General features: G+C 63.8%; 13 protein-coding genes. 7 read left to right on the top strand and 6 right to left on the bottom strand.

Translation table 11 applies throughout. The annotated features are described in order from the left end of the window. Positions 1-4: 4 nt before the first annotated feature. Positions 5-2,899, bottom strand: a complete 2,895-nt coding sequence (locus tag H3Z74_RS23450) for a TonB-dependent receptor (RefSeq protein ID WP_187761859.1) — start codon at positions 2,897-2,899, stop codon at positions 5-7. Between the two features lie 173 nt (positions 2,900-3,072). Here H3Z74_RS23450 and agaR point away from each other — a divergent pair, with 173 nt between their 5' ends. Then, positions 3,073-3,849, top strand: a complete 777-nt coding sequence (gene agaR / locus H3Z74_RS23445; protein WP_187761858.1) for a transcriptional repressor AgaR — start codon at positions 3,073-3,075, stop codon at positions 3,847-3,849. 11 nt (positions 3,850-3,860) lie between these two features. Here the strand turns inward: agaR and H3Z74_RS23440 are convergent, their stop codons facing one another. Further along, positions 3,861-4,979 (bottom strand): amidohydrolase family protein, encoded by a 1,119-nt coding sequence (locus tag H3Z74_RS23440; RefSeq protein ID WP_187761857.1) that lies wholly within the window; start codon positions 4,977-4,979, stop codon positions 3,861-3,863. 146 nt (positions 4,980-5,125) lie between these two features. Here H3Z74_RS23440 and H3Z74_RS23435 point away from each other — a divergent pair, with 146 nt between their 5' ends. The 6 genes from H3Z74_RS23435 to H3Z74_RS23410 all read left to right on the top strand — a co-directional run bounded on the left by H3Z74_RS23435 (position 5,126) and on the right by H3Z74_RS23410 (position 12,059). Beyond that, entirely contained in the window at positions 5,126-7,219 is a 2,094-nt protein-coding gene (locus H3Z74_RS23435) for a glycoside hydrolase family 36 protein (RefSeq protein ID WP_187761856.1), read from the top strand. After that, on the top strand, positions 7,216-8,136 hold the full coding sequence (locus H3Z74_RS23430; RefSeq protein WP_187761855.1) for a DMT family transporter: 921 nt from the start codon (positions 7,216-7,218) through the stop codon (positions 8,134-8,136). Before H3Z74_RS23435 ends, H3Z74_RS23430 begins: the two co-directional genes overlap by 4 nt. 69 nt (positions 8,137-8,205) lie before the next feature. Further along, positions 8,206-9,489, top strand: coding sequence for a D-tagatose-bisphosphate aldolase, class II, non-catalytic subunit (locus H3Z74_RS23425; protein ID WP_187761854.1), 1,284 nt, complete (start codon positions 8,206-8,208; stop codon positions 9,487-9,489). Beyond that, positions 9,482-10,621, top strand: coding sequence for an SIS domain-containing protein (locus H3Z74_RS23420; protein ID WP_187761853.1), 1,140 nt, complete (start codon positions 9,482-9,484; stop codon positions 10,619-10,621). Before H3Z74_RS23425 ends, H3Z74_RS23420 begins: the two co-directional genes overlap by 8 nt. Further along, positions 10,618-11,589 (top strand): N-acetylglucosamine kinase, encoded by a 972-nt coding sequence (locus H3Z74_RS23415; protein ID WP_187761852.1) that lies wholly within the window; start codon positions 10,618-10,620, stop codon positions 11,587-11,589. Before H3Z74_RS23420 ends, H3Z74_RS23415 begins: the two co-directional genes overlap by 4 nt. A gap of 167 nt (positions 11,590-11,756) precedes the next feature. After that, on the top strand, positions 11,757-12,059 hold the full coding sequence (locus H3Z74_RS23410; RefSeq protein ID WP_187761851.1) for a hypothetical protein: 303 nt from the start codon (positions 11,757-11,759) through the stop codon (positions 12,057-12,059). 121 nt (positions 12,060-12,180) lie between these two features. Here the strand turns inward: H3Z74_RS23410 and H3Z74_RS23405 are convergent, their stop codons facing one another. Genes H3Z74_RS23405 through H3Z74_RS24800 form a run of 4 tightly spaced genes read right to left on the bottom strand, consistent with a single transcriptional unit; the run spans position 12,181 to position 18,803 of the window. Next, entirely contained in the window at positions 12,181-13,764 is a 1,584-nt protein-coding gene (locus H3Z74_RS23405; protein WP_187761850.1) for a family 43 glycosylhydrolase, read from the bottom strand. Then, the gene (locus H3Z74_RS23400) at positions 13,761-14,993 is read right to left on the bottom strand and encodes a DUF885 family protein (RefSeq protein WP_187761849.1); all 1,233 of its coding nucleotides are present in this window, start codon (positions 14,991-14,993) and stop codon (positions 13,761-13,763) included. Before H3Z74_RS23400 ends, H3Z74_RS23405 begins: the two co-directional genes overlap by 4 nt. Beyond that, positions 14,990-18,274, bottom strand: a complete 3,285-nt coding sequence (locus tag H3Z74_RS23395) for a LamG domain-containing protein (RefSeq protein ID WP_326838797.1) — start codon at positions 18,272-18,274, stop codon at positions 14,990-14,992. Before H3Z74_RS23395 ends, H3Z74_RS23400 begins: the two co-directional genes overlap by 4 nt. Next, positions 18,231-18,803: a LamG-like jellyroll fold domain-containing protein gene (locus tag H3Z74_RS24800; protein WP_326838796.1), complete on the bottom strand. Its 573-nt coding sequence runs from the start codon at positions 18,801-18,803 to the stop codon at positions 18,231-18,233. Before H3Z74_RS24800 ends, H3Z74_RS23395 begins: the two co-directional genes overlap by 44 nt. Between the last annotated feature and the right edge of the window lie 53 nt (positions 18,804-18,856).

Raw genomic sequence — 18,856 nt, 5'->3', positions numbered from 1 at the left:
TGCCTCACAAGCGGGTACGGATACCGAAGAAGAAGGAACGGCCCGAATATTCGTAGAAGTTCGGCACATTCTCATAGGTATTGAAACGCTTGATCGCCGAACCGAGCAGGTTGGAGCCCTGCGCATAGATCGAGAAATTGTCGGTCAGGTCATAGGACAGGCTGGCCGACATTTCGTGATAGGCGTTTTCCTTGACCGGCAGATATCCGAGATTGCCCGACTGCGCATAGGTGTAACGCGACTGATAGCTGTACGAGATCTGTGCGCCGATGCCGTGCTTCTCGTAGAACAGCTTGGTATTGGCCGAGAAGGGGATCGCGCCGGGCAGGCCGGTCGTCACAGCGCCAGAGGTCGCGCGCGAATGGTTGTAGGTCAGGTTCGCCTGCACACCGAAACCGTTGTCGAGGAAATATTGGCCGCCGACCTCCAGGCCGTAGACCTTGGCGCTATCACCGTTGATCACCTGATATTCGACGAAGTTGAAAGCCTGTTGCTGGTTGGCGGGCTGCGCCGTGGGCTTGATCACGACATCGACTGGCACGGTCGAGACGAAATTGGTGATGTGCTTGTAAAAGGCGGCCGCGGTCAGCGCGAGCCGGTTCGAAGGATAATATTCTAACGATACGTCGAACTGGTCGGCGCTGGTCGGCTTCAGATTGGGATTGCCCGCATCATAGATGATGAACGTGCCGGACTGCGCCGAAGTCGCGTCCTTGGCCGGTGACAGCTCACCGAAGCTCGGCCGCGAGATCGCCTTCGACGCGGCGAGCCGGACGCGGAACCCATCCGTGATGTCATAGGCGAAATTGACCGCCGGGAGGAGGCGCAGATAATCACCGCCGCCATTGATCGCATCGACCGGGTTGAAGTTCACGTCATTGTCCTGCGTGCCGACGCGCGGGATAATGCTGGCGATGCTGGCGCCATAGCCGGTCGAAGAGACTTTGGTCGACACCAGGCGCAGGCCGATGTCGCCGCGCCAGCGCGGCCCGGCCAGGTTGAACTGCACATAGCCCGCCCAGGTCCGTTCCTTGATCAGATATGAGGCGGGAAGGTCAGGCTGGATAATCTGGGTCGAGAAGCCGGCGGGATAAGGGGACAATGCGCAGCCCGGGATCGGCGTGCCGGTCGCATCAAGGCAGCTATTGGGATCGAGGATCGCCGGGTTATTGTCCGCACGGGGCAGCGCCGCGAGATAGGTATCGATGTCGAAATAAGGGAAGTTGCGCGGGAAGTTGCCCGGCAGCTTGGGCAGGATGTTGCCGTTACCCGGCCGTACCACCGACGCACCCAGCTGACCGAAGGTGAAGGGATAGCCGCAATAATTGCACGACGTGGTATATTGGTTGTCTATCGTCTCCACCGCCTTGCGGCGATCGGTCCAGGCGCCGCCGAAGGTGATCGACTTGAAAGTATCGTTATCGACTTCATAGGTCAGGTCGAGTTTCGCGCCTTGCGTGCGATCCTCGATATTCTGGCCCTGGATGCCGATGTAATGCGCGCGGAAATCGTCATTGGTCGCCTGGTCGAGCGTGCGCCCGCCGGGAATAGTGATGGAGAGATCCGGGATGCCACCGTCACGCGCGGCGAAGACCGCGGACGCACCCGGAATGCCGGCCACGACGAAACGGTTCTGCCCACCGGTGTCGTCACGCGCCTTGCCGTAATAGCCGTCGATCGCAACCTTCAGCCGAGCGGTCGGCTGCCAGTCGATATGGCCGCCGAACTGATAGGTTTGACTGTTGCGCGGCTCGTCGGTGGTCAGCACTTCGCTGACCAGGTCGTTGACCTTGAAGCCAGTGACGACGTTGTTGGAATCGACCTTGATCGACGCCGGATCCCAGCGCAGCGACCCGTCATCACCCAGCGGGTTGAGATAGTTCGACGAGCGATAATTGTGCTGCGTGACCTTATACCGGCTGTAAATGCCGTCGACCGTCAGCTCGAAATTGCTGGATGGTTTCCACTGGAACGCGCCCGCTGCGCCGATCCGCTCACGCTCGCCCTGCACGGTGCCGACGCTGTAATAATCGGGCCAGATATAGGCCGGACCATTGGGGTCGGCATTGACCTGACCGTCGCGGTTGAAATCGACGCCATAGGCGGCTTCCGTCCCGTCGGTGATCGAATATTCGCCAAGATTGTCCGTGCGGAACTTGTACTTGTTGTAGCTCGCGCCCACGATCACACCCATCGTGTCGTTGGCAAAGGTCTTGCTCACTACCCCGGTGATCTTGTAGCCGCCCTTCTCAACGAAATCATTATACTGGCCTTCCACCGAAGCGGAGGCGTGCAGCCCGGTATGGTCGAGCGGTCGCGCAGTGCGCAGATTGATGTTGCCGCCGATGCTGCCCTCCAGTTCCGAGGAGCGCACGGCCTTCTGCACTTCCGCGCCGGAAATGATCTCCGACGGCAGCACGTCGAACGCAAACGAACGATCGGTGCCGTCAGTCGGTAGGATCCGCCCGTTCAGCGTGGTGATGGCGAAGTTTTCACCAAGCCCGCGCACCGTGATCGAGCGCCCCTCGCCGCGACCATCGCGGCCGACGGTCACACCGGGAATGTTGGCCAGCGCTTCGGCGACGTTGCGGTTGGGAAACTTGCCGAGTTCCTCGGCGGAAATGGCATCGACGATCGTGTCGGCGTTGCGCTTCGCCTGGATCGAACGCAACAAGCTGCCACGGACGCCGCGCACGATGATGTCCGGGCCGACGCTATTGTCCGACGCATCGGTATCGCCGGACTGTTGGGCCGGATCGGCCAGCACCGCCGCGGGATCCGTTTCGGCGGTCGATGGCTTGGCGGCGTCGGTTTGCGCTACCGCAGTGGACGCGGCCAGCAACGCTGCGACGCTGCCTCCGGTGAGCACCAAATCCCGCAAAATGCGTCGCTGCGTCATTTTTATTCCCCTAACCGCTGCACGATCTCCATTTCAAAGGGGTTCGTGCGATTTATTGCGGTTTGGTATCGCGATCGTAGCGAAACTGTCAAACAGAAAAGAAACGAAACTTGTCGGTTTGTTGTGCGAGCGATTTTAGGCTGATATGCAAATACGCAACAGGAGGAGCCTATATGTCCGTTACTCGCGACACCAGCGGCCGAAGACAGCAGATCACTGCATTGGTGCGTGAGCGCGGCAGCGTACAGGTAGTGCCACTCGCAGAGCGCTTCGGCGTATCGATGCAAACGATCCGCAAGGACCTGCATTACCTGGCGAAACGCGGCATCGCCGAGCGATCCTATGGCGGAGCGATCGCGACTGACGCTGTCAACGTCGCGGCCGAACCACCAGTGGAGGCCAAACGCGCGATCAATGTCGATGAAAAGGCGCGGATCGGCGCGCTGGCAGCCGCGATGGTGATGCCGGGCGATTCGATCGTGCTCGATTCGGGCACTACCGCGCTGCAGATCGCGTTGCACTTGACCGATATCGACGACGTCACCGTGCTGACCAACGATCTGGATATTCTATGTGCGCTGGCGGGAAAGGAGCGGATCAACGTCGTGATGCTGGGCGGCGCGCTGCGGCGGCGCAATCGCGCCTTTTACGGCGCGCAGACCGAGAGTGCATTCGACGATCTGCATGTCGACAAGCTGTTCCTGGGCGTGGACGGATTCGATATCGAGCGCGGCATCACCACCCATTTCGAGCCCGAAGCGGTACTTAACCGAAAGATGGTCAAGGCGGCGGGGCAAGTGATTGCAGTGACCGATCAGTCCAAGTTCGGTCGCGTCTGCCTGCACCGCATCATGAACGTGGCCGAGATCGACGATCTCGTCACCGATGCCGCCGATGCGGGCATGCAGGCAGCGGCCGACCGGCTGGGTTTCCGCCTTCACATCGCCTGAGCGTCAGGCCTTCAGCTTGAAGAAGCCCCGCCCAGTTTGAAAAAACGCCGGGCATTCTTCCAATAGATCTTGTCGATCACCGCACGGGGTAGGTTCAGGCCCTGGGCATCGGCATTGATCGCATCGACCCGCTGGCCGAGCGGAGTCGCCAGATAACGCCAGTCCGCGCGCCAGACCTGGTCGGCCTCTTTTGCGAAATTGCCGGTGGCGGGCGGATTCTGCGCGCGTGCGGCCGGATCGGGCGGACTGTCCGTCAGGTCGGTGCCGTACAGGATACGATCCTGATATTTGACGAAGAAGGCGCGCACCTTGGCGATATCGGCATTGGACTGAACCTGCAGGTTGGACATTCGTGCCGCGAGATCCACCACCGTGTTGGGATAGCGATCGAAGAATCGCGCCAGTTCGTCCACACTCCATTCAAGGCTTGCCATATGCGCGCCGTCAAAGGCGAGTTTGGGATGGCGGGCGACGAACCGGTCGCGCGCCGCCATCAGCGCCTCGTAGCTCGGCTCTTCGGGATGGAGGTACATGTAATATTCGGGATGCTCCTTGAAATAGGAGCGGTCGTTCTCGGTCGTCATCTGGTCGAGCGGCAACCAGCAATTCTTCGGTTCAGCCTGGTGCGCGATCAGCGGCACGCCGCGCTGCTCAAGATGCGCCATCACCCCGTCGAAACGCGGATCGTCAAGGAAGACGCGTTTCCCCTGCGCATCGGTGGCGACCATGCCGATATTTTTCCACACCTTCACCGCCACCGCACCGCGGGCAAACGCGTCGTCCAATGCGCGGTTCGTGCGCTCGGTCCAGCCTGGCGTACCGAAGCCCTGCATGGAAAGCGTAGTAGCGAAGCGGAAGCGGTTGGCGTCGATCGCCTGCATCTGATGCGCGACCGTCGCCTGCAACGGCAACGGCGGAAAATCGGGATAGTCGACGTTGATCGACAGCAGATCAAACCCATCGCGCCGCGCCACGTCCAGGAAACGCGGATCGTTGACATTGGCATGGACGTGCGCGTCAAACTTGGCGACCCGCGCGAAATCCGCCTCGCTGTAACCCGGCGCCGGCGCGGCAGCGCCGATCAGCAGCGCGGACGTTGCCAGCAACATGATGGTCTTCAGTGAACGCATCTTTAGCCTCTCTGAAACAAACGAAACGAAACAAAACGATCCATTAAATTGCGAATATGGTTTGCGCCGCCCCTGCGGTTCGTGCAACATCTTTCTTCTGTGGCCGTTCGTTTGCCCCTCGGCCGATATCAGGAGAGCCTATCGCCATGCTGTCCAACCTTGTTGATCGCCGTGCGATGCTCAGCCGCCTGATGGCCGGCGCGGCCCTCGTCGTCGGGCCGACGCTGAATGCCCGCGCCTGGGCTGCGGCGCCGGCGGGCGTGAAGCTTTCCGATGGCACACTGACAATCGAGTTCGATGCCGCGATGCAATCCCGCGTGTCGCACGGCGGCAAGCCGGTGACGCCGATGGCGGCTGGCGAGGCATTGTTCCTCGCCGATCATCGCGCGCTCGATCGTTTCCTGCTGCTCGACCACAAGGAGACGGCCGTGTCGGGGCCGCATGGTCCGGGTCGCCGGCACCAGTTGCGCGCTACGTCCAGCGGCGCGGTGGAACAGCTGCTCGATATCACCTTCCTTGATCATTATCCCGGTCTCGCCTTGTACGAGCTACGCTATCGCAACACCGGCACCGCCCCGCTGGCGATCGCCGGCTGGCGCGTCGCGACGCATGACCTGCTGAGCCACCCGGCTGGCGCATGGAGCTTCGCCGGCGCTTCCTATCCCGATCGCCGCGACTGGGTGCAAAAGGTCGCGCCAGGATTCGAGCAGCGCAACTTTATGGGCATGAACGGCTCCGATTATGGCGGCGGCACGCCGGTCGCCGTGGTGTGGCGCCGCGATGTGGGCCTGGCGATCGGTCATATCGAAACGGTACCACGGCTGGTCTCACTGCCGGTCGCCGCACAGCCGGACGGAGCGCGTGTCGGCCTGTCGGGCGACGAGCCGAACTTGCTCGCGCCCGGCGCGACGCTGACTCTGCCGACCGCTTTCCTGATGACGCATGTCGGCGATCATTTCCGCCCACTCGATGCCTATCGCCGCATCATGGCCGAGCGCGGTCTCGCCGCGCCGGCCATCCCCGAATCAAGCTATGGCCCGATCTGGTGCGCCTGGGGCTATGAGCGTAATTTCACCCCCGAACAGGTGTACGGTACGCTGCCCAAGGCGAAGGAGCTGGGCTTCGAATGGGCCGTGCTCGACGATGGCTGGCAGACGTCCGAGGGCGACTGGAAGCTCGATCGCAAGAAATTCCCGCGCGGCGATGCCGACATGAAGGCGTTCGCCGACCGCATCAAGGCCGACGGCATGCGCCCGCGCCTGTGGTTCGCGCCGCTGGCGATCGATCCCGGCACCGATATCCTGCGCGACCATGCCGACATGCTGATCCTCGATCGCGACGGCGCGGCGCAGAATGTCAGCTGGTGGAGCGCCTTCACCATGTGCCCGGCCTATCCGCCAACGATCGAGTTCTTCCGCGCACAGGTTCGCCGCATCATCGGCGACTGGGGGTTCGAGGGGCTGAAGCTCGACGGGCAGCATCTGAACGGCGTCGCGCCGTGCTACAACCCCGCGCACAACCATGCCCGACCCGAGGAATCGTTCGAGAAGCTGCAGGATTTCTGGAAGGCGATCTATGACGAGGCGATGGCGATCAACCCACAGGCGGTGATCGAGCTCTGCCCGTGCGGCGACAGCTTCGCTTTCCACAATATCCCGGCGATGAACAATACGCCGGCGTCCGACCCCACCTCGTCCTGGCAGGTCCGGCTGAAAGGCAAGACCTTCAAGGCGTTGATGGGTCCGTCCGCGCCGTTTTCCGGCGACCATGTCGAGCTGAGCGACGGGCGCGACGACTTCGCCTCCACTTACGGGATCGGCGCGATCCCCTCGACCAAATTCACCTGGCCGAAGGATGTGGCCAATCCGGCCGAACCGCTGCCGCCCGGCGGCTTTGTGTTGACCGCGGAGAAGGAGGGGCTGTGGCGCAAATGGATCGATCTGTACCGCACCAACATGCTGCCCAAGGGTCGCTATCTCGGCGGGCTCTATGACATCGGCTTCGACAAGCCGGAGGCGCATGCGATCGAACGCGATGGCGCGCTGCATTACGCCTTTTATGCCGACACATGGGATGGCCCGCTCACCCTGCGCGGCCTCGGTGCCGGACGCTACACGTTGACTGACAGCTTTACCGGCAGTCCACTCGGCGCGGCCACCGCGACAAACAACAGCATTCGCGCCAAATTCCAGCGCTTCCTGCTGGTGCAGGCAACGCCTGCACCGGGAGAAAAGGCATGAGCGGAGCGGTCGCGCCTTCTGGCCGCGCCTGGCTGATCAATGCGCTGGTCACCGTCATTCTGTGGGGCGTATGGGGCGCCTTTTCCGGCCTGTCGCCACAGCATGGCTTTCCCGACACCCTGGTCTATTGCGTCTGGGCGTTGACCATGATTCCGCCCGCGCTGGTGGTATTGGGACTGGCCGGCTGGCGGCTCGACACGTCGCCGCGCGCGATCGGTTATGGCCTGGCGATCGGCTTGCTCGGCGCCGGTGGACAGATGGTGCTGTTCTACGCCGTCGCGCGCGGGCCGGCCTATCTCATCTTCCCGATCATCTCGCTGTCGCCGATCGTCACCATCGCCCTGTCGTTCGTGCTGATGCGCGAGCGAACCGGGCGGCTGGGCGCGTTCGGCATCCTGCTTGCGCTGCTCGCGCTGCCGACGTTCGACTTCGCACCGGGCAGCGGCGGCGGCGCCTCGGCGGCATGGCTCATCCCGGCGATGGTCGTGATGCTGTGCTGGGGCGTGCAGGCCTATTTCATGAAGGCCGCCAACCATGTCATGTCGGGCGAAAGCATCTTCGTCTATATGATGCTGTCCGGGCTGGTGCTGATCCCGGTCGCCTGGGCGATGACCGACTTCGGTCGACCGATCAACTGGGGGCTGGACGGCCCATGGCTCGCCGCGCTGATCCAGCTGCTCAACGCGATCGGCGCGCTGACTCTGGTATTCGCGTTTCGCTACGGCAAGGCGATCATCGTCGCACCGCTCGCCAATGCCGGCGCGCCGCTTGCCACCGCCCTGCTGTCGCTGGTCATTCTCGGCGTGGTGCCCGGACCGCTCAAGACCGTCGGTATCCTGCTCGCACTCGTCGCGTCGCTGCTGCTGGCGATCGAACCCGACGCCAAGGCCCCGGAAGCAGCTGCCGAAACAAATTAGTTTCGTTATATTTCGTTTCGTTGTTTTTACCGCTATGATGAGATACAGGTCTTGCCTGAAGGAGCCGATGTGCAAGCGATTCTCGAAATGGTGCTTCGGCACAAGGCCGGCGAGCGGATTGGCGTGACGTCGGTCTGTTCGGCGCACCCGTTGGTGATCGAGGCTACATTGCGTCACGCGATGATCACCGGCCAGCCGATCGTCTTGATCGAAGCGACCTCCAACCAGGTGAATCAGGATGGCGGTTACACCGGCATGGTGCCCGCCGATTATCGCGATTTCGTCCATGCGATCGCCGCCAGGGTCGGTTTCCCGCTGGATCGCCTGGTGCTCGGCGGCGACCATCTCGGCCCCAATGCCTGGACCGCCGCGCCCGCCGCCGAGGCGCTCGACAAGGCCGAGGTGATGGTCGCGGATTATGTCCGCGCCGGCTTTCGCAAGATCCATCTCGATTGTTCGATGAGTTGCGCCGACGATCCCGTACCGCTGCCCGAACGGACCATCGCCGAGCGTGCGGCACGCCTGTGCCGCGCCGCCGAGGATGCGTTCGACGGCGCTGCCGCCGACGCGCCGGTCTATGTGATCGGCACCGAAGTGCCCGTTCCGGGCGGCGCGGCCGAGGATCTCGAGGAACTGGCGGTCACCACGCCCGAAGCTGCGATCGCCACGGTCGACATGCACCGCGACCTGTTCCGCGCATCCGGCCTGGAGCGCGCCTGGGAACGCGTGATTGCAACGGTCGTGCAGCCCGGGGTCGAATTCGATCACGACAAGGTGGTCGACTACCGCCCCGAGCGCGCCACCGCGCTCAGCCGCGCGATCGAACCGGTCGAGCATATCGTGTTCGAGGCGCATTCCACCGATTACCAGACACCGGCCGCGCTCGCCGCGCTGGTGCGCGATCATTATGCGATCCTGAAGGTCGGCCCCGGCGTCACCTTCGCGCTCCGAGAAGCGCTCTGGGCGCTGGATGCGATCGAGGCGGAGACGATTGCCGCTCCCTACCGCGCCGCCCTGCGCGCCGTCACGCTGTCGCGCATGCAGGCCGAGCCGAAGCATTGGCGGAAATATTACCACGCCACCGGCGCAGCACTCGATTTCCAGCTGCAATACAGCCTGTCGGACCGCATCCGCTATTACTGGCCCGACGCGGCGATCGCCGCCGCGCAGGACAAGCTGTTCGCCAATCTGCGCCGGACGCCGCCGCCGCTTGCGCTGGTCAGCCAGTATCTGCCGCTCGCTTATGTCGCGGTCCGCGCCGGCCAGGCCACACCCGACCCCGCCGACCTGACCATGGCACATATCGCCGCCACGCTCGACGCCTATCATGGAGCTTGCTTTCCCAATGCCTGAACCTTTGCTCGCCCCTGAGACCCAAGGCGTCGATCCGTCCTGGACTCGTCGCGAAATCGCCCAGCAGCCCGAAACGCTGCGCGCCACTCAGGCATTGCTGAGCGACCGCCAGGCCGAGATCGAGGCGTTCATTGTCCCGTTGCTCGCGCGGCCTGAACTACGCATCGTGCTGACCGGTGCCGGCACATCGGCGTTCATCGGCGAATGCCTCGCGCCGTGGCTGTCGCGCCTGCTCGTTCGCCCGGTCGAGGCGATCGCCACCACCGATATCGTCAGCACGCCGTCGCTGTACCTGCGCGCCGATGCTCCGACATTGCTGGTCTCGTTCGGCCGTTCCGGCAGCAGCCCGGAAAGCCTTGCCGCGGTCGACCTGGTCGATGCGACCATCTGCGAGACCTATCACCTGATCCTGACCTGCAACGCCGCCGGCGAGCTGGCGCAGCGCAGCAGCGGCAACACGCATGTCGTGATATTGCCGGAGGCAACGCATGACCGCGGTTTCGCGATGACCTCCAGCTTCAGCGCAATGATGCTGGCTGCGCTGGCGATCCTTGGTGGCATCGATGCGTTGGATGCGCGAGGGTCCGCCATCGCGGCGGCAGTGGACGATGCGCTCACGCGGTGCGAGCCGTTGGTCGCCAGCTTGGCAACGCGCCGGTTCAAGCGTGTCGTCTATCTCGGCAGCGGCGTGTTCAAGGGGCTCGCGCGCGAAGCGGCGCTCAAGCTGATGGAATTAAGCGATGGCGCGGTCGTCACCGCGTTCGACACTGCGCTGGGCTTTCGTCACGGCCCGAAGACGATCGTCAACGCCGACACGCTGGCCGTGGTATTCGTGTCAAACGATCCGCTCACGCGCCGCTATGATCTCGACATCATCGAGGAGCTGCGCAGCGACGGCCATTGCGGCGCCTTGGCAGTGATCTCCGCTCAGCCCGGCGACGGTGCGGACATCACGATCACTGGCATGGCCGACGCGACCGATGCCGATCTGCTGTTCCCGTTCATCGTACCGGCGCAAATGTTCAGCCTGCATGTCTCGCTCGTGCTGGGTCTCACGCCCGACCGCCCCAATGCCAGCGGCACCGTCAACCGCGTGGTACAGGGCGTTCGGATCTACGCTGCGCAACCATGACCGAGCATACATATTTTCTGGGCGTAGACGGCGGCGGCAGCAAAACCGAGTTCGTCTGTATCGACGCCACCGGCACGATAAAGGCGCGCGCCCTGACCGGAACGACCTATCATCTTGAGATCGGGATGAATGAAACCGTGTCGCGGCTCGAACAGGGCGTCGCGGCGATCTGCGGTCAGCTCGACATCCAGCCCGACGCACTTGGCTTCGTCTTTTTCGGCCTGCCTGCCTATGGCGAGGACAGCGTGATCGATCCGCAGCTTCACGCTGCCTGCCGCAGCTTGCTTGGCCATGAGCGTTACTTGTGCGGCAACGACATGGTGTGCGGCTGGGCCGGGTCGCTCGGCTGCCAGGACGGGATCAACATCGTCGCGGGTACCGGATCGATCGCCTATGGCGAACGACAAGGCAAAACGGGGCGCGCGGGCGGCTGGGGCGAAGTGTTCGGCGACGAAGGCTCGGCCTATTGGATCGCGGTGCAGGGCCTCGCGCTATTTTCGCACATGAGCGACGGTCGTGCGCCCAAAGGCGTTCTGCATCAACGGATCGTCGAGGCACTGTCACTCGGCAATGATCTTGACCTGTGTCAGCGTATCATGGGGCCGGCAGCGATGGGTCGCAGCGAGATCGCCGCGCTGGCGGGTCTGGTGTCGCGTGCCGCAGCCGATGGCGATACCGGGGCCAACGCAATTCTCGCGTCGGCCGCCCATGAACTCGCGGCACTGGCGATCAGCTTGCGCACTACCCTGTCCTTCCCGCCCGAGGAACGGGTTCCGCTGTCCTGGTCTGGTGGCGTGCTGTTGCAGGAGCCGTTGGTCCGCAACGCGTTTGCAAAGATTGTCGACGACACTGGGCTTTTCGCGCTGGCTGAGCCACTGCATGCACCGGGGTACGGCGGCGCCTTGTATGCCAAGCGGCTGGCGCATACCGGTGGCGGGCGATTCTCGGCAAGCGCCCACAAGGTGTAATTGGCAGATGTCGGCCGGACGTCGTCTGGTCGACCAGCGACCTGGAACATGAGCCGCACCGCACACTTTGCCCAATTAGAGTCGAATTCGATCGAGCCGGATCAAAGGATCCTTTGTGGCGAGATTTTGCAATTTCAAGATGCTGGCTGGGTTGGATGTCGGCATGAATGGGCAAACCGTATGCAGATGATTTGCGGGCGCGGGTGGTATCGGCGTTAGAGCATACGAGCGGCTATTCTGCGCTTCCGATGAGCGGAGACCATCGCCCGAAACTGATGGCGGAAGCGACCTGGATATCGGAGCGCTTATCGGCGGCACCTGAGTTGACACTGATCGGGGTGTGCGGTGATTGGCCGATCGGGTATCGAGGCCAGCTGTTCGACGTCCGGCGAACAATGGAGAAGCTTGGGCTGCGTTTAAAAAAGGAATTCTTCACGCTCGCGAGCAGGGCCGTCTCGACGTTGCTATAGCGCGGAAGATCTGACGAGCGACGCAAGCCGGGTTCGACTTCGGCTTGCCGGTCTTCATCGATGAAACCCGTGTCCACCAGCACGACGCGAGAAAGGTCACCGGCTCGCGAAGCGCACAAGATCAAAGCGCGCGGAAGGTAAAATTGCCGAACCGGGCAGTGCCTTTGCCAGCCGAGTACAGGCCCGGCCGCAGCATCAGGAAACCGCCGCGGACATTGTGGTGATATCCCGATACTTCCATGCCGCGATCGAACCGCGTCCAGCTCCGCCCGCCGTCGCCGCTGGTATCGAAGGTGACGATGTGGCGGTCATTGGTCACGCGCAGGCGCATCGCGCGGCCATGCGGATTCGCCGGGCGTCCTCGCTCAATACCATATTGGTGCATGACGAAGCGATCGGCATCGAAGCCAAGACCGCAATAAAGCCGGTCGTCATAGAACAGGATCAGTCCGGCGGTCGTGCCGGGGTCGATCGAGATGTCGCATTCGAAACGATAGGCCGGATCGCCGGCAATCAGCATCAGCGGCGAAGAATCTGACGGCGCGGTGCCCGCTGCCTTTAGCGAGAGTTGATTGCCGCCGACCCGCGCCCGCGCGGTCTCGTTCGGGCCGGGTCGGAAAAAGCTCCATTTGCTGCCCATGGCGAGCGTGTCGAACCGGTCCGTCAGCGCCAGGCCGGAGGGGCCGGCGCGGCCGCCGCGCGGCTTGGGCAGAGGGAGCGACAAATCGCCGCCGGTCATTCGGAACCAGCCGTCGGTCGTCCATTCGACCGGGTCGAGCAAGGTTTGCCGCCCGAGCGTCCAAAAGCCGTTTTCATAGCCGTGATACACCGCCCACCAATCACCCGCCGGTCCTTCGATCAGCGAGGCATGACCGCGCGACCACCAGCGTTCGGTCTCGTCCTTCGTGCGCACCAACGGGTTGGCCGGGCAATTCTCCCATGGCCCATGGATCGACCGCGACCGCGCGGCGATCACCATATGGCCGGTCGGTGGCCCCGCCGTGCCGCCGACCGCAGTGATCAGATAGAACCAGCCGCCATGCCGGACGATCTTCGGCCCCTCGGGCGAAAAACCCTCGACCACCCAGTCCGACGGATAGCGCCACGGATCATAGACATGCTCGACCGCACCGACCGTCGACAGGCCGTCGGCGGCAAGGCGGATGCGATCGCCGCCCGACAGGAACAGCCAGCGCGACCCGTCCTCGCCGACCGCGTGGCACGGGTCGATGTGGTTGGGCAGATGCAGATCGATCGGGTCGCTCCACGGTCCCTCGATGCGATCGGCATGGATCACCCAGATCGAATTGGGATCACTTTTGGTCGGGATATAAAGGAAGAAGCGCCCGTCATGCTTTTCCAGCGACACCGCCCAGACCGACCCGATATTACGCGTCAGCGCAGGCCCCATCGGGCGCCAGTTCACCAGATCGCGGGAGTGCCAGATGACCAGTCCGGGATAGGAATCGAAGCTCGAAAAGGTCATGTAATAGTCCGCGCCATCCTTAAGGATGGCCGGATCGGGCCGGTCGCCCGACACGATCGGGTTGAGAAACCGGCCGTCGCCAAGATCGGCGATCCGCTGATTGTCCAAGCCACGCCGCCATGTCGGAGGCGGCGATGCTGTCGTCGCCATGGCCGCGCCCGGCAACAGCAACGCCGTCCCCGCCCCCACACTGAGCGCCTCGCGCCGCGTGATGCTCATCGCCATCCTCCCTTTTGCCGCATGGCGCGGCGTAGTTCGTCGTTGCGCATTCGGCCGTGCACCAGAGCAATATGATGCACCGCGCGCTGATCGGTGCGGGCCAGATCGGCGATCGTCAGCCAGGCCAGCGCCTCGGCGACGCGCAGCGCCGGTTCGGCGGCGATCCGCTTCAGATCCATATCGAACGGCGCGAAATAGGCAGGCTCCCCCTGCCATTCGACCAGCTGTGCGCGGGCGCGCTCGATCGTCCAGCCGGACAGATGGATGTGCAGGTCGATCAGCGCGCGGCCGATACGGAACAGCAGCCAGTGGAGATGCCCCAGCTCGCCCATCGCATCGCCGGCATAGGCGCCTTGGGACGCGGCCAATCGTTCGCCATGGACCGCCCAGCCCTCGGCAAAGCCGGCTGCATATTTCAGCCGTAGCGGATGCGGATCGGCCAGCGCTTCGATCGGCAACTGGATCATATGCCCGGGCAGCAACTCATGGTGCGCGACACTTGGCAACGTCCAGGACGGGCGGCGGCTTATGTCCTTCAGATCGACGATATAAGCCCCGGGCTTGCCTGCGTCGGGCAGTTCGCGATAGCCGCCCCGGCCCGCCGCTTCGTCCGCGCGCGACATGCGCCGCACCGCGACGTTCAGGCAATGCGGCGGGATATCGGGGAACGCTTGCCTGATGCCGTCGCGGGCGCGCGCAAGCACTCGGTTCATATCGGCCACCGCCCGGTCGCGTCCGGCATCGTCATCCGGGTAGAGCCAGCGCGGATCGCGCCACAACGCGCTGAACCTCGCACCGACCGTTCCGTCGCGATGCCCCTGCTCCGTCAGCAGCGCATTCGCCCGCGCGAGTAGCGCGTGCAATTCCTGCTCCAGACGCCGCCGAGCGCGCGCCGGTTCGGTATCGTCACCGGTCAGCCGTTTGAGCAACAAGGCATATCGCGCCGACGTCATCGCGCCTTTGGGATCGGGAAACCGCCGCGCCAGTTCGGCATCGATGCGCAGCCCGGCACGCGCCGTCACCAGGTCGAGCCGAGCCGATGGCGATAACGCCCCGGAATCGAAGCGCTGCAATGGCCGCGATATATCCGCGCCCGCCGCTGCCCCATCGAGCAAGACGCGCAATTGCCGATCGGCATCGGTCGAGACGGCGGAAGCCGGGACTGCGCAAACCAGCGCCGCAAGCCCGCCGCCAGCGATCACCGCACGACGCGATACCGGCACCGTCATTGCGCTGGAATCGCCACGACATTGTTCAGCCGAGTCGTTTCGGGCGCGTCGCCGGGCAAACCAATCCGCACCGTGGCACCTATCGCCGTCACGCCCGCAGGAAGCGTGAGCATGACGCGCGCCGTCTTCGGCAACAAATCGAGCGGCGCGGCCAGATCCGGCACCATCGCGCTCGCCAGCACATTTCCGTCGCCCGCGATCAGCTCGATCCGGCCGCCCAGTGCGGGCGCTGCCCCCAGACTGTGCACCGTGACACTTACCCGGCGTCCGGCGACCTGCACATCATCCGCCCCGATGCCCAGATCCGGTCGTTGCTCGACCGGGATCGCCGCTGTGACCAGCGCGAAGTCGATCACCGTCATTGTATTGGCGGCGAAGACAATATCGGTCGACGTACTGCGCTCCAGTGCGACAGATCGTGCGGGGCCCGCCGGCACGGTGGTCTTGCCCTCATCCGCGCTGGTCGCGACGGTCATCGACCATTGGCCGGCGGTGACGTTCCAGGCGGTCATCACCGCGCGCTGCTCGCGCGGCGTGGTGTTATAGGCAATGACGCGGAACCGGTCACGCGTCGCGCCGGGCAGCAGGATCGCTACCGCCGTCCCCGCACCGGCTTCCGCGAAGCGCCAGCTGACCGTGTTACCGGGCCAGATCTGGCCCCGGCGCAGCGCGATGCCGCCGAGCCGTTCACGCTGCAATATCTCATTGGGCTGATCGACACGGTCGGACCACCAATGCCCTTCGGTGTACATGTAGCGATGCTGCGCCTTATCGGCGATCGCATCGGCATGAAGCGCCTCCAGCCAGCGGCGGTCGCCGTCCACCGACCAGGCGGCGTAGCGCGCAAAGGGATCGTCCGAGTTCCCCGCCTGGCCGGCCAGCCGCGCGCGCAGGGCGGCACCGTTCGGCAAGGTCTCAAAGCCATTTTCGTTGAGTTCGGCGAGCAACCCCGGCCCGGCCTTGGCGATCCGCCCGTCGATCGGACGAAGATATTTCGCATCGCCGGTAAAGTGCCACGCCGCCCAGGCCGATTGCAGCGGCAGGGTCACCCCGCCGCCATCGCCGCTCCGCGTCGCATCGGTGCGCCAGTTGATCTCGTTGGGGTAGCTCCAGCCGCCATCGGCGCCCTGTATCCCGTGCGCCATCCAGCCATCGACCAGCCCGGTCACCAGCCCGCGTGCGGCGGGATTGCCATTGTACAGACCCATCAGCACAGGGCCGTGCATCACCGACCAGCTATAGGGTTTCTGCCATTCCCATGGCCCCTCGCGGTACATCTTGCGGCCGCCATACCAGTTGCTGGCGAAGTGCATATGGCCGGCTGGGTTGGTCAGGATCACGCTCTGCAACGCGCGCGTCGTCGCCATCAGCCGCTCGACCGATTTGGGTTCACCCCAATTGAGGTAGAGCCGCTCGGCGTCTGAATTCAGCCCCTCTTCGTAGGCGTGAAGCTCGTCGGTGGCGATGTAGCCCAGGCCGTTCACCCGCATGCCATTCTTGTACGACGCGTCGGACAAGGCACGCAGCGATGCGTTGATCTTGTAGGGTGCGACGCCCATCAGCGCCAGCCCCGGCCATTGCTGCGTCAGATCGACATCGTCCGAAATGCCGCCGCCGAAATCACCATAGGGCACTTGCCGTTCGTCGATCCACCATTCGACGAAATGCTGAACCTGCTTCAGATCCTCAAGCTGCCGGAAGGCCCAGAGCGGCACATCAGCGGGCGGCACCGGCTGCACAAAAGGGGGCATGTTTTCCGGGCGATAATTAATGTCCGCCCAATAGCGTCGGGCCTCGGCATGATCGGGATCGACGCGCAGCAGATCACCGATATCGGCGAATAGCCGGGCATAAAGCGACGCGCGTTTGGAGGCAGTATGTTCCTCGACCAGAAAGCCCCAATTGTCCTTCACCTGATTGAAGCGATCGGCGACATGCTCCTTCAGGACATCAGCACGATCCTTGAAGACGAGCCGGATCGTCGCCCCATCGAGCGACAGGGCGCCAAAATCGGGCGCGGCGGAAGCGATCGTCAGATAGAGGCTGTCATTCGACAGAATCCGGTCGCGCAGGTCGAGCCACAGCGTGCGTGCCTCGCCGGGGCGCACCGATACCGACACATCGAGCATGTCGCGGCCGGGCCAGAGCGGATCCTTGACGCGGATGTTGAGCGGGATCAGCCCGGCGGCATTGGGGGTCGCCCTGATCGCCGGCAGGTCAATGGCGATGCCATCCAGCCCGTCATGCAGATTCTGCCAGCCATAATCCCAGGCGCGCGCGATCGGCTGATCGGGATAGGCATCTCCATAGCTGGCCGGGATCAGGATATGGACGATCGGCAAGGCGGCGCTTGTCCGATCGATCGGGCCGGTTGCACCCGCAGCCCCTGCGCCGACCGCCGCCTTGATGCCCGAGGTCGGTACGGCCAGCACCGTGCTGCGCTCGTCCGGCGCATAGCGCCCCGCAATATAGGCGTTCAGCGAATCGAGTGCCGCAAGCTTCGGCGCGAGTTCAGCATGAACGGTATAGCTGAGGGAGACTGTTCCTTCGGGCACAGCGCCCGGCGTCACGTCATAAGCCCAGATCTCCTGGATCGGCTGTTCCTGCATGACATTGGTGAAGCTGATCCGCCCACCGGTGCGAGCGGCGAACTGATCCACGCTGCGCACCACGCCCTGGGGCCGCGTAGCCAGCACAACCGGCTTGCCGTCTCCGGTCCAGTCAAGCTTGCCATAAGCCGCGCCGCGTATCTCGATACGGTTGAAGTGTTCGTTCGCCGGGACGCTCAGCTCATAGCGCTTGCCGCCTTCGACATAGGTGTTCCAATCGGGCAGCTCGAAATAATCGTCGCGGCCAGGCAGTCTTGATCGATTGTACACGCCGGGCCAGGTCGTCTCGGCAATGCCGTCCACGCCCTTCCACATCCATTGCTTCAGATCCCGGGCATCGGAGAATTCGACCTTGCGGATGCGCGTGACCGGTACATCCAGCACCGGTGGCGCTGCGCGATCCCAGCCATAGCGATGCAGCCAGGCCAGCCGTTCCGCGGCACTATCCTGGCCTGGCGATGCTGCGGGTTCGCGCTTGTCGGCCAATGCCGCGATATCGGTTGCGGGCAGCAATGAATCATAAATACGCAGCTCATCAATGTCGCTGCCGCGCATGAAATTATACCGGCTCTGCACCTGATGCGGCGACAGCACGCGACCCGCCAGCCCGAACTGGTCAAGGCCGCTATCAAGGTCCGCCCTTTTGATCCTTGCGCGCCGCTTCCCGGCCATCGACGTATAGGCGCAAGCCGACCGTCTCATCCCATGCGACGGCGATGTGGTGCCAGTCGCCAGGCGCGGGCAACGCGTCGATCCGGTATGACACACGGACGCGCGACAGGTTCGCGTCCGTGACAAAGGCGTCGAAGCCATGGCCATTCCAGTCCACCCGCAGGAACGCCATGTCCCAGCTGCTATGATCGGCGAAGCTGACGCGGAAGATGTTGAACGGCGCCTCACCAACCAGGGTGCGGGCGCGCCAGAAGAAAGCCAATGTGCCGCGTTGCGCGCGGATATTACCGGGTGCCTTCCAGGCGACATAGCCATCGTCCGCCCAGCGTGCCGCGCCACCAATCGCGCCGTCTGGCACCACGGACACGCCGCTGCGGAAATTCGGCACCGGATCACCCTGCGCGATCTCCGCCGTCAGGGTCGTGTCGGCGGAAGCGCGGAACAACAGGCCATCATCGTCCCGCGCGCTCGCCGGCGAGGCCGTCAGCGCCACCGATAAAGCCGCCGGGATCAGGTAGGAACGCTTCACGATACTCTCCCGAATAGACGCTTGCGGAGTCGACCCGTCTTGGCGCCCTTCTA

Origin of the sequence: Sphingomonas alpina (assembly GCF_014490665.1) — a bacterium.
In the GTDB taxonomy this organism is placed as follows: domain Bacteria; phylum Pseudomonadota; class Alphaproteobacteria; order Sphingomonadales; family Sphingomonadaceae; genus Sphingomonas; species Sphingomonas alpina.
Note: the sequence above shows the minus strand (reverse complement) of the source record. Positions and strands in the feature narration are given on the sequence as shown.